The sequence below is a fragment of the Solibacillus sp. iso_87 genome (genome assembly GCF_056173085.1).
Window position 1 is genome coordinate 3697216 of sequence record NZ_CM149656.1, and the last position, 12241, is coordinate 3709456.

Annotated in this window: 9 protein-coding genes; 3 read left to right on the forward strand and 6 right to left on the reverse strand. The window is 39.6% G+C overall.

The genetic code is table 11. From position 1 onward, the window contains the following. Positions 1-17: 17 nt before the first annotated feature. Together AC0VXV_RS18880 and AC0VXV_RS18885 are read right to left on the reverse strand one after the other, a co-directional pair. Complete coding sequence (locus tag AC0VXV_RS18880; protein ID WP_475529663.1) at positions 18-1598, reverse strand: amidohydrolase; 1581 nt, start codon at positions 1596-1598, stop codon at positions 18-20. 17 nt (positions 1599-1615) lie between these two features. Beyond that, positions 1616-2122 carry a fructose-2,6-bisphosphatase gene (locus AC0VXV_RS18885; protein WP_475529664.1) on the reverse strand — a complete coding sequence of 169 codons (507 nt, stop codon included), beginning with the start codon at positions 2120-2122 and terminating at the stop codon, positions 1616-1618. A gap of 598 nt (positions 2123-2720) precedes the next feature. On the opposite strand from AC0VXV_RS18885, the gene AC0VXV_RS18890 reads away from it, so the two are divergent. Both AC0VXV_RS18890 and AC0VXV_RS18895 read left to right on the forward strand, forming a co-directional pair. Further along, complete coding sequence (locus AC0VXV_RS18890; protein WP_475529665.1) at positions 2721-4463, forward strand: ABC transporter ATP-binding protein; 1743 nt, start codon at positions 2721-2723, stop codon at positions 4461-4463. Further along, the gene (locus AC0VXV_RS18895) at positions 4460-6196 is read left to right on the forward strand and encodes an ABC transporter ATP-binding protein (protein ID WP_475529666.1); all 1737 of its coding nucleotides are present in this window, start codon (positions 4460-4462) and stop codon (positions 6194-6196) included. The genes AC0VXV_RS18890 and AC0VXV_RS18895 overlap by 4 nt, the downstream gene beginning before the upstream one ends. A gap of 288 nt (positions 6197-6484) precedes the next feature. Here the strand turns inward: AC0VXV_RS18895 and AC0VXV_RS18900 are convergent, their stop codons facing one another. Then, on the reverse strand, positions 6485-8686 hold the full coding sequence (locus AC0VXV_RS18900; protein WP_475529667.1) for an MMPL family transporter: 2202 nt from the start codon (positions 8684-8686) through the stop codon (positions 6485-6487). A 168-nt stretch (positions 8687-8854) separates the two neighbouring features. Between AC0VXV_RS18900 and AC0VXV_RS18905 the strand changes: the two genes are divergently transcribed. Beyond that, a complete protein-coding gene (locus AC0VXV_RS18905) occupies positions 8855-9727 on the forward strand; it encodes a MerR family transcriptional regulator (protein WP_475529668.1) in 873 nt (290 codons plus the stop codon). A gap of 132 nt (positions 9728-9859) precedes the next feature. Here AC0VXV_RS18905 and AC0VXV_RS18910 read toward each other — a convergent pair whose 3' ends face one another. From AC0VXV_RS18910 to ahpF, 3 genes are all read right to left on the reverse strand, one after another. Further along, the gene (locus AC0VXV_RS18910) at positions 9860-10081 is read right to left on the reverse strand and encodes a hypothetical protein (protein WP_475529669.1); all 222 of its coding nucleotides are present in this window, start codon (positions 10079-10081) and stop codon (positions 9860-9862) included. 86 nt (positions 10082-10167) lie between these two features. Then, on the reverse strand, positions 10168-10461 hold the full coding sequence (locus tag AC0VXV_RS18915) for a helix-hairpin-helix domain-containing protein (RefSeq protein WP_475529670.1): 294 nt from the start codon (positions 10459-10461) through the stop codon (positions 10168-10170). A 98-nt stretch (positions 10462-10559) separates the two neighbouring features. Further along, complete coding sequence (ahpF, locus tag AC0VXV_RS18920) at positions 10560-12116, reverse strand: alkyl hydroperoxide reductase subunit F (protein WP_475529671.1); 1557 nt, start codon at positions 12114-12116, stop codon at positions 10560-10562. Positions 12117-12241: the final 125 nt, after the last annotated feature.

Consider the following 12241-nt stretch of genomic DNA (forward strand, 5'->3'; position numbering starts at 1 on the left):
GTGATTCTTTTTCTATCCTATTCTCTTTTATAGACGATAGTTCCCCCAACGACAGTCAACAATGCATTTGTCTGGAGAATTTCTTCCGAGCTGCATTTCATTAGATCCGTATCAAGTATTGTAAAATCCGCATCATACCCTTTTCGGATATAGCCGCGTTCGTCTTCTTTACAAATTGCCTCGGCACTCCCAACCGTGTACATTTTTACTGCCTCAAAACGGGAAACCTTTTGCTCACGGTTATAACCTTCATGTGTATCTGTTGGCTTCTTTCGCTCGACTGCTGCATAAATTGTTTCAAATGGACTCATCGCTTCGATCGGTGCATCGGTACCTGCCGCACATATGAATCCTTCATCTATAAACGTTTTCCAAGCGTAATGATGACCAGCACGGTTTTCACCAAGCTTCTCAGATACCCATGGATAGTCTGATGTAACAAAGGCCGGCTGCAAATCCAATATAACCTGCAGTTTCTTCATTCGGGCAAGCTGTTCTTCTGATACGACGCAGCAATGGATCAGGCGGTCGCGCTTCCCTTCAGCTACTGGATATTTTTCTAAATATTGAAGCACCTGTTCCATTGCACCATCACCGATTATATGAATGGCTACTGCTTCATTATATTTTCGCGCTAATTGAATGAGTGCCTCCATTTGAGCATCAGTATGAATGAGCATCCCTTTATTATGTTCATCATTTGCATAGGGAGCCAATAGTGCAGCAGTAGAGCCGCCTAATGAACCATCTGCGAAAATTTTCATCGCACCCGGCTCGATATATGGTTCATTAAACGGCGCATTATTCGTAATCATTTCCTCGAATACCGCGTGATGGCGCAGTAAGTTGACGCGGAAATGCTTCCGTTCACCAACAACGCGATGATAGGCAGTTAATGGATTCATATAATGACCATAATAACTCATTTCTTCTGTATGTCCGCCAGTTAAACCAAAGGATTGCATATGTTCGATCGCCAGTTGCAAGGACTGTGCCAAGCTTTCAATATAGCTTTCTCCCTCTTGTTTGAATAGCGAGGATACTAGATTCGTTGCCTGTTCGTACAACAATCCGTTTAGCTCATCGTTTTCATGACGGCCAAGCTTTCCGCCTGCCGGATCTTCAGTATTTATTGTAATACCCGCCAAATGGAGTGCGGCTGAATTAACTAAAGCAACATGGTGACACACACGGTTAAGGAATAGCGGGTTATTAGTGACAGCATCCAATTCTTCTTTCGTTGGGATACGGCCCTCTTTAAATTGATTTTCATTCCAGCCGTCCCCAATGAGCCACTGCCCATCCTGAAGTTGGTCTGCTGCATTTTTAACCAGTTGTACAAGCTCTTCACCGCTTGTCGCTACTGTCAAATCAAGGCGCATCAACTTTTCACCGTGTCCAATCATATGGAGATGGCTATCTACAAAGCCCGGGTACATAACTGCCCCTTGCAAGTCGATAATGTCATCTGCATATACTTGTAAATCCTCGAATGTTCCTGTCTCCACGATTTTTGCATCCTGTACAAGCACTGCCTGCACGGTCGCACCTTCTTGTTCCATCGTATATATCGTGCCATTAGTCCATAGTTGCTTCATCTTCAGCTATCCCCCGTCTACATATCAAAATCTTGTCGTTTATATGGTAGTCCTATATTCATATGATCTAAGATTGGTTCATCCGATCCTTTATAAAGAAACGTTATATCCTGCAATTCTGGTAAATTCTCAAAATAAGAACGCGCTAATGTCTCAACAAACATATTGGCACCTGCAGAACCTTGAATTGTATAAATATCATCACCTAAATTAAGCACTAAACTTTTATCTTCGTTTTCTATCGTATAATCAAGCAGCTCTACCTCATGTTCATTCACTTTTGAGAAAATAAACGTTACTAGCTCTTCTTTACTGCTATCATATTTTTCATCAAATGGAACGGTATTTTCAGCATTCTCATCTGATTTATATAAAGTAATCTTTTCCTCTTTCACTTCAGGGCTACCCTGTGTCACGTTGTCTGAATTATTTCCCGGGACATTATTTACATCATCACTCGTCTCTTTTGTCCCGCATGCTGCGAGCACAAGCGCAAATAGCATGACTAATAACAATTTCTTCATCGTTGTCTCACTCCTTTTGATGTATTACTTTCAAGATACAGAATAAACAAACAATTTTCAAACTTCCGGTGGCTTTTTCCAACTACCATTTCTGGTAGAAATATAGATAAGCCTATTTAATTATAAGAAAACCAATAAATTACAACACTGAAAATAAAATGTTTTCAAAAAATATTGACAACGATAATTGCCTCCACTAATATTAAGGAACACTAAATAAATTAAAACAAGGAAAGGAGTTAAGGGATATGAACACATCAATTGTTAGTTTACACATTTCAAAAGCGACAATTTCATATTGCCCTAACCTGAACTTTTGTTTTAATATTGCACGTACATGTAAATAAAAGGCACAGGTGCGGATTCCCCTGTGCCCTTTTTCGTTTTGACACCTTTTCGAAAAATCGGAATAGGTGTCTTTTTTGTTTACATTGTGCCGACGTTTAAATACCGTCGAGAACTGTACGATGTATTTTAGTGTAACAACATTTCAGGAGGGCTTTATATGACTATCTTTTTGCAACGCAAACTATTAAAAATGGATCGATATGATGACGGGTAGCAACACGATCAACATTGAAGAAAGAAGGTATACGTAATGTTTAATGTATTTGTGAAATTAAAATGGTTTTTAAAAATGTATCGTAAGCAGTATACAATTGCGATTGTACTCCTTATGCTGGCGAGCTTTATCGAAGTTTTGCCTCCATGGATTTTAGGAGAAGCCATAGATGTGATGACGAATGGAGAAATGGATCAGATGCAGCTGATGAAGTATGTAGGCTTCATTATTATCGCTGCCATCGTGAGCTACGCTTTAAACTTCATATGGCAATACCAGTTATTTGGCGGTTCAATTACACTTGACCGTATTTTACGAAAAAAACTGATGCACCAGTTTTTAAAAATGACCCCTACGTTTTATGAAAAGAACCGTACTGGTGACTTAATGGCCAAAGCTACAAACGACTTAAATGCAGTTACATTGACTGCCGGCTTTGGTATTATGACCCTCATTGATTCGACGGTCTATATGGCACTGATCATTTTAGCAATGGGCTTTTTCATCTCTTGGAAGCTGACATTTTTTGCGATGCTCCCAATTCCAATCATGGCTATAATCATTCAATATTTAGGGAAAATTGTTCATGAACGCTATATGAAAGCACAGGATGCATTCGGAGAAATGAATGACAATGTGTTGGAATCTGTTGCGGGAACTCGTGTAATCCGCGCATATGTTCAAGAAAAGAAAGATGAAGAACGCTTCTCGGAAATGAGCGAAAACATTTTTGCCAAAAACATGCGTGTCGCTTATATTAACGGACTCTTTATGCCAATTACGAAAATCGGAACTGGTATTTGTTATGTAATCGCATTAGGTTACGGAGCTGTTCTTGTTTCAAATAATGGGCTAACGGTTGGTCAGCTCGTTTCATTTAACGTGTATTTAGGTTTGGCAATTTGGCCTATGTTTGCAATTGGCGAGCTTATTAATGTCATGCAGCAAGGAAGTGCTTCGCTTGACCGTGTACAGGATACTTTGGAATATGAAGCGGATGTACAAAATCCTCCTTCACCAATGACACATCATGTACCGAATTCTATTGGGTTTTCTGAGTTTACATTCCAGTACCCTCTATCTCAGGTGAAAAACTTGCAGCAAATCTCACTGAATCTTAAAAAAGGGCAAACACTTGGTATTGTCGGGAAAACAGGTTCAGGTAAGACAACATTTATTCGTCAGCTGTTGCGTGAATACCCGTTAGGCAATGGGCAAATTTCCATTAATGATACGGACTTGGCAAAAATGACAAAAGAACAAATTTTGGACTGGATCGGCTATGTACCACAGGACCATGTACTATTTTCCCGTACAATCCGCGAAAACATTTTATTCGGGAAAGAAAATGCTACGAACAGTGAAATCGAAGAAGCGATTCGACTGGCAGACTTTGAAAAAGATTTAGCAAATTTACCGCTTGGCATTGAAACACTTGTCGGTGAAAAAGGCGTATCTTTATCTGGTGGCCAAAAACAGCGTGTATCAATTGCACGTGCATTGATTAAAGATCCGGAAATTCTAATTTTGGACGATTCTTTATCGGCTGTCGACGCTAAAACAGAATCAAAAATCATTGAAAATATACAAACAGAGCGCGCTGGAAAAACGACGATCATTTCAACTCACCGCCTGTCAGGTATTCAGCATGCGGATGAAATCATCGTGCTGGATGATGGTTATATCGTTGAACGAGGTACACATGAAGAGCTCCTACGCTTAGGTGGTTGGTACAAAGAGCAATTTGACCGCCAGCAGCTTGAGGAGGTGGAGCAATGAGTACATCAAAACGACTGTACCTGTATGCTTTAAAATTTAAAAAACCGATTTTAATCGGGTTAGCTTTATTAACAATTGCGGTCGCAACAGATATTGCAGGACCGTTCATCGCAAAATATATTATCGACCATTACATGGAACCGGGTAATCTGCAAGTTGAACCGATTGCAATCCTGCTGTCGATTTTCTTCTTATTATCTGTGCTGACTGCTGTGTTCCGTTATTTAATGTTCATCTTTTTACAACGCGGTGCAAACTTCGTAATTCAGCAGTTACGGAAGGACGTATTCGGGCATATTCAAAAGCTGCCAATTGAATACTTCGATAACTTACCAGCCGGGAAAGTTGTTGCACGTGTCACAAATGATACAGAGGCAATACGCAACCTGTATGTAACTGTACTTTCGCAATTTGCGAACAGCTTTATTACCATTGCAGGGGTATATATAGCTTTATTTATTCTAAATTGGAAAATGGCACTCTTTGCTCTATTACTCATTCCTATTGTTTATGTTTGGATGATTCTTTACCGAAAATTCGCTTCACAGTACAACCATATTATTCGAACAAAAATTGCGGATATTAATGCAATGATCAATGAATCAATTAATGGGATGACGATTATTCAGGCATTCCGCCGCGAAGAACAGATGAAACAAGAGTTCGACGAGATGAATGACGAACATTATAAATACAATCGTAAACTTTTAATGCTGGACTCCGCGACGTCCCATAACCTTGTCAATATTTTACGACTTGGAATGTTTGCAGTATTTGTTTTTTACTTCGGTACTCAATCGATGACATTGCCTGAAGCGGTAACAGCAGGTACGCTATATGCGTTTGTTGATTATATTACGCGCCTGTTCAATCCGATTACGAACCTAGTCAACCAGTTCTCTCAGCTTGAACGTTCACTTGTAGCAGGTTCACGTGTTTTTGAACTGCTTGATCAGCAAGGGGAGGCAGTAAGTACAGAACGAATTGAACGTTATAAAGGAAATGTTGTGTTTGATCATGTCTCATTCGCCTATAAAAATGATGAATATGTATTGAAAAATATTCACTTTGAAGCAAAAGAAGGCGAAACAATTGCACTTGTCGGTCATACAGGATCAGGGAAAAGTTCGATTATGAATTTACTGTTCCGCTTCTATGATCCGCAAAAAGGCCGTATAATCATTGACGGGAAAGATATTACGAAGCTTCCTCGCCAAGCGATTCGTGAGCATATGGGAATCGTATTACAGGATCCGTATTTGTTCACCGGGACGATCGCTTCGAATATTAGCCTCAATGATAAACGAATTTCAAGAGAAACCGTTGAAAAAGCGCTCGAAGCAGTCGGAGGCGAACGTGTCTTATCAAAATTCGAAAAAGGAATTGATGAGCCTGTAATCGAAAAAGGAAGTACGCTTTCTTCTGGTCAGCGCCAGTTAATTTCGTTTGCGCGTGCGCTTGCATTTAATCCGGCTATTCTTATTCTGGATGAGGCGACATCGAATATCGACTCAGAAACAGAGGAAATTATTCAACATGCAATGGATGTACTGAAAAAAGGTCGTACAACGTTTATTATCGCCCACCGACTTTCCACTATTAAAAATGCAGATAAAATTTTAGTATTGGACCGTGGTGAAATTGTTGAACAAGGCAACCATGATGAACTTGTCGCACTTGGCGGTAAGTATGAACTCATGTATCGCCTGCAATCCGGTTCATTAACTTCTTAAAAAGCAATTGGGACATAACCCAAAAATGCTATTTTTCTCAAAGAGAAAAATAGCATTTTTTTGATGAGCGTTAAGAATTTCCATTCCGGGACGCTTTCCGCGGGCGTGGCCTGAGCCTGTAGTCTCAGGCGTCACGCTATTCCCGTAGGAAGCTTCGCTTGTAGCGAAAGGCGTTAGCCAACAGCTACACTCGCCCTACATTCCAATCAATTTTATATAATATCCTTTTCTTAATAGTATTTTCTTCGTATCCAACGGTGCTTCTATTCTTGGCCCAACCGCTTTTTGTTATTTTTCGAGCTTTTTGTTCGGCCAGTATGACCATTTACCGAACACCGTAATGATGGCCGGTACGAGTAATGGACGTACGACAAACGTATCAAGCAGTACCCCTACCGCTGTTACGATACCGAATTGTACTAATAGCTGGATTGGTAATGTCGCTAATACTAGGAATGTACCAGCTAAAATCAGACCAGCAGATGTAATTACTGCACCCGTTGAAGCAATACCATTTGAAATGGCCTGTTTATGCGCAATACTACGCTTGCGGTTTTTCCATATATCAGAAATCATGAAAATATTATAGTCATTACCTAATGCAATAATAAATACGAAACTGTACAGTGGAATCGAACTAGCCATCGCTTCATGTCCTAAACCGTAATGGATAATTAACCAGCCTGCACCTAAAGCAGAGAAGAAAGATATTACTACTGTTACCATTAATTGAATCGATGTGATTAAAGCACGTAAGTATGCTAATAATACGACGAAAATAATAATGATCATGACAGGTTGAATGATTTTTTCATCGCCTGACTGAACGACTTTTGTATCAAGTTGCGAGCTCGTTTCGCCCCCGATCCAGAATTGGCCGTCTTCCAGATTGTTATCCGAAAGAATCTCTTTAACATCGTCCTTCATTTGCTCAACATCATCCATCGCTTCATTTGAGTATGGATTTTTATCCAAATCAATTTCATAAAGTTGGATGTTGTTGTTTGTTTCACCTTTACGCATTTCTTTTATTACACCGACATATGGGAGTCTTAACAGTTGCTCTGTTATGTCCAGATCAGTTCCTTCACTGTCTACCAACAACTGAACTGGTGCCAATTCACCTGGTGTAAAGTTTTCTTCAATGATTGTAAATCCTTCACGTGAAGGCATATCTTCAGGGAATGAAGAAATTAAATCGTAGTTGTACTTAATGTTTATGGAAGTAATTGCCAAACCTATTAATATCGCTCCTGCAACAATTATGACAAGCCATGGTTTCGAAGTAACAAATTCACCGACCTTACGCATATAACGGTGATTAGGTTTACGTTGTTTATATGGTTTGTTTTTCTTTTCGGCATTTGCTTTTTCAGCTTCCTCCGTGCGAGGAACAAATGGCCAAAACGCTGCGCGCCCTAAAATACCAAGAATAGCCGGAAGCAATGTAACTACTGCAAAACCTGTAATCAATACACCAAAGCTAAACGGAACAGCAAAACGCTGGAATGCGCCGTAATCCGCCAATGCCAATGTCGCTAAACCGATTACTACTGTTAAACCACTCATTACGATTGCGCCTGTTGATTCACGGACAGCCGATGCCAATGCTGTAAATTTATTATCTTCAGTCAGCAATATATCTCGGTAACGTGTGATTAAGAATAAACAATAGTCCGTACCTGCACCAAACAGTAAAACAATCATAATCGCTACCGCTTGTGCATCTTTATCAATCCATCCGTTTTCAGCCATCACGCCCAATAATGGACTTACAACTAAATACGCTATTCCTACAACAATTAACGGGATAATCGCTAAAATTGGTGAACGGTAAATTACTAATAAGATGACTAAAATGATAATTACAGTGGCAACCATTAGTTGTACGTCAGCTGCTTTGAAAAGATCTGTCGCATCAATCGAAATACCAACCGGTCCAGAGAATCGAGCATGAAGTCCATCATCATTTATATTAGTATCATATGGATTTTCACCAAATTGACTTTCTGTACGTTCTTTGATAATCGCTAAATTTTCTTTCAGAACATCCGAATTCTTATCTGTTGAAAAGAAAACAGGTGTGACAAGTGCTGCACCGTTCTCAGAAAGTGATCCCATCAATGCTTGAACGGGAAGGTTATGGAATGGCGGGATTGTTTCCTGTCCATCTAACGGGTCATCCGCCAGTTGTTTGTATAACCCTTTAATATTTGTCAAATCTTCTTCTGTAAGACCTGATTCGTTATACCAAGTAATTAGTAACGGGATCCCACTATCAGAAGAAAATTCCTCCTCCATTATTTTTCCTGCCTGAATGGATGTATAAGTATCAGGGATTTCATCGCCCGCAAAGTTTTCAACACTATTAATTTGCGGGAAGATAAGTGCAAATAAAACGGCAAACATAATCCATAAAGTCAAAACAATCCAACGTGTTTTCTTACCGCCCATTACACTTCCCCATTTTTCCAATGGATGTTTAGACATCACATAGCCTCCTTTTTAATTTTACCTTCCAAATATTACAAGATAATATGCAATACCCCTTAACCTATGTTATACAAACATTGTACAATATACGAAAAACATTTGACAAGTACTTTCTTTTTCGGTTGAATAGAGTTTAACAAGGATTCTTTTAGGAGGTGGTAAAATATGACTAAAAAAACTTACTCGATACAACAAGTATCTAACTTGACGAATCTTTCTAAACAACTGATCCGAAAATGGGAAGATCGCTACCAAATTATTCAACCCGATAGATTAGACAATGGCTACCGCGTTTATACGGAAGATGAAGTTCAAACGTTATTGCAGCTGAAACAATATATAAATAGCGGTATGACGATTAAACAAGCGGTAGATCACTATATAAAAAATAAGGATGTACCAGAAGCAGACCCTGTATCGTTCTTCCACAAAGCACTAATTCAAGCTGGGACCGAAGCGAACGAACATGAAATTTTGCATTTGCTCGAACAGGCTCACCATAAATTTGGTGTAGAGAAGCTGATCCGGGATATTGTCGTCCCCTTCCTCCATGAAGTTGGACAGCTTTGGTGTGAAAAAGCATGGGGCGAATACCAAGAAGCGATTAGCAGTCAAACAGTGCGTGACTTTTTAAGCCACCTTCGTCGACATTTTTATGTTTCGGACGATGCGCCACTCGCATTAGGGAGCTGTCTACCTGGAGAGAGACATGAAATCCCAATGCAAATTCTGCTTATCCAATGTATGTTGCGGGGTTACCGTACACTAATGCTCGGACCTTCACCGGCTCCAACAGCGATACAATCTGCTATCGCTTTAAAGAAGCCAGCCATTGTACTGCTGACCGGATCTACCGGGATTGCTTACAATGAATTCGCCCAATCCATTCACACACTTGAAAAATTGGCACAAGTTCACGAGCATATTTCTTTTTATATTGGTGGTGCAGGGACAGAACTTTTTTATGAACAGTTCCAATTAAAAGCATTAAAATTAGCAAGGACAATTGATGATATTCTTCCTCCTGCTAACCTTTAGCAATATTCCATACTGAGCTCGCTGTATTTCTAATACAGCGAGCTTTTTGCTGATTTTTTCGAAAAGAAAAATTGACCACTTTGCCTTATTTGCAAAATGGTCAATTTTTTTGTAATTACTATTATTTGAAGTTTATGCGTCTTTCGTATCGTCCGGCTGGTTTTTACGCTCACTACCGGAAGTAGTTTTTGTGTTCGCACGATATTTCTCATCTTTTACTTGGTCATTCAATTCCTCCATCGGAATTGGATCTACAAATTTCATTTCCTCATCTATATCGAAAATGCTTTCCTTTTCGGTATTCAATAAATCCGGATTGTCGAGCTTTTTATGCTTTATTTTATCGTCTTTCATATATAAAAACCTCCTTTTCGAATAGTCTTTTATCTATTACCCGAAAATAGAGATGGTTACACTTTTAGTTTTAAGCTAAACCCTTTTTAACTTTTAAAATTTACATTTTTCTCGGCCATTGCATGTTTTAATGTAGGCAATGAAGAAGGTCCAATCCCATGCAATTGTAAAATTTCTTTTTCCGTATATTCGGCAAGATGCTCCAACTCGGTAATGCCCGCGTTTATTAATGCATTACACGCAGGTGAGGATAAACGAGATAAGAATCCTTCTGACGGCTTACTCGCCTGCTCACATTTAGGGCAAGTTCCACAATCTGTACTTTTATAATACCGGTGCCCCATTGGACAAATACGCAATGTCCGCTTCCTTTCCACCATACCATCAACCCCTGTTTCATTTAAAATCCTTATCTAATCACCATTATTTTACTCTTTAAAAAAATCCGTTGCACGATTTACGTACAACGGATTCTCTATTATGCTTCTACAAATTCACGTGAATCAATATTACGGATCATATAGTCAAATGCCCCTAAAGCAGCTGTTGCCCCAGAGCCCATTGAAATAACAATTTGTTTGTATACTGTATCTGTGCAATCGCCTGCAGCAAAGATTCCCGGAATATTAGTTGCACCGTGCTTATCTATAATAATTTCGCCATGTGCATTCATCTCTACTGCCCCTTCAAGGAACTCTGTATTTGGCAATAAACCAATTTGAACGAATACACCTTGTAATTCAATATGCTTTTCTTCACCTGTCACAACGTCTTTATACGTTAAACCATCTACTTTATCAGTTCCTGTAATTTCAGTAGTTAAAGCGTTTGTAATAACTGTAACGTTTTTTAGACTGCGAACGCGCTCTTGCAACACTTTATCCGCCTTCAACTCACTGTTACGTTGTATTAGCGTAACATGATTTACAATACCCGCTAAGTCGATCGCAGCTTCTACACCCGAGTTACCGCCACCGATTACTGCAACATCTTTCCCTTTGAAAATCGGGCCGTCGCAATGAGGGCAATACGCAACGCCTTTATTTTTAAATTCTTCCTCACCAGGCACCTCGAGTTGACGATAACGAGCCCCTGTAGAAAGGATTACTGTTTTCCCTTTTAATACCGCGCCATTTTCTAACGTTACTTCGATTAAATCCTTTTTCTCGATCTTCGCCGCACGTTGTGATTTCATCACATCGATATCATAGTCTAATACATGTGCTTCTAAGCTAGAAACAAATGCAGGGCCTTCAGTTGCCTTTGTTCCAATAATATTTTCAATTGATAACGTATCGTTAACCTGACCACCGAAGCGTTCTGCTACGATACCTGTACGAATCCCTTTACGTGCTGAATAAATAGCAGCCGCCGAACCTGCAGGACCACCACCTACTACCAATACATCAAAAACTTCTTTATCTGCAAATTCCGAGCCGTCCGATACTTCACCTAACTTCGTTAAAATATCTTCCAACTCCATACGACCGCCCCCGAAGTTTTCGCCGTTTAAATATACAGTAGGCACTGCCATAATGTCTCGATCCTTAATTTCAGCCTGGAATGCCCCACCTTCAATCATAACGTTCGAGATGTTTGGATTTAAAACCGCCATAATGTTTAATGCCTGCACAACATCCGGACAGTTGTGACAAGTTAAACTCACGTACGTTTCAAACTTCAATGGCTGCTTAATCGCTTGAATACGTTTTACAACTGCTGCATCGATTTTCGGTGCACGACCTGAAACTTGTAAAAGCGCTAAAACTAATGAAGTAAATTCATGGCCTAGTGGTAACCCAGCAAATGTAATACCAGATTCCCCTTCACCAACTTTATTAATACTGAAACTCGGTGTACGTTCTAATAATGCATGTTGCACCGTAATACGCGGCGACATTTTTTCCAACTCTTCAACCAAATTGAGCATTTCTTGCGAAGTTTTGTCGTCATTAACACTCACTTTAATTAATAAATCACCTTCGAGCATTGATAAATACTGCTGTAATTGCGCTTTAATCTGATTATCTAACACTGCACAAGCTGCTGTATGAACACCTCTTATCGTTCCCTCCCGAAAAATAAGCGGCCATTCTCCCTCAAATACAGCTAGCCTTTCACCTCTTTCATATTAAATTTTGAAGATAGAGAGCTTACCTT

Coding starts and splice junctions, on each gene's coding strand:
- AC0VXV_RS18880 (WP_475529663.1), bottom strand. CDS start 1,598: ATGAAGCAACTATGGACTAATGGCACGATATATACGATGGAACAAGAA.
- AC0VXV_RS18885 (WP_475529664.1), bottom strand. CDS start 2,122: ATGAAGAAATTGTTATTAGTCATGCTATTTGCGCTTGTGCTCGCAGCA.
- AC0VXV_RS18890 (WP_475529665.1), top strand. CDS start 2,721: ATGTTTAATGTATTTGTGAAATTAAAATGGTTTTTAAAAATGTATCGT.
- AC0VXV_RS18895 (WP_475529666.1), top strand. CDS start 4,460: ATGAGTACATCAAAACGACTGTACCTGTATGCTTTAAAATTTAAAAAA.
- AC0VXV_RS18900 (WP_475529667.1), bottom strand. CDS start 8,686: ATGTCTAAACATCCATTGGAAAAATGGGGAAGTGTAATGGGCGGTAAG.
- AC0VXV_RS18905 (WP_475529668.1), top strand. CDS start 8,855: ATGACTAAAAAAACTTACTCGATACAACAAGTATCTAACTTGACGAAT.
- AC0VXV_RS18910 (WP_475529669.1), bottom strand. CDS start 10,081: ATGAAAGACGATAAAATAAAGCATAAAAAGCTCGACAATCCGGATTTA.
- AC0VXV_RS18915 (WP_475529670.1), bottom strand. CDS start 10,461: ATGGTGGAAAGGAAGCGGACATTGCGTATTTGTCCAATGGGGCACCGG.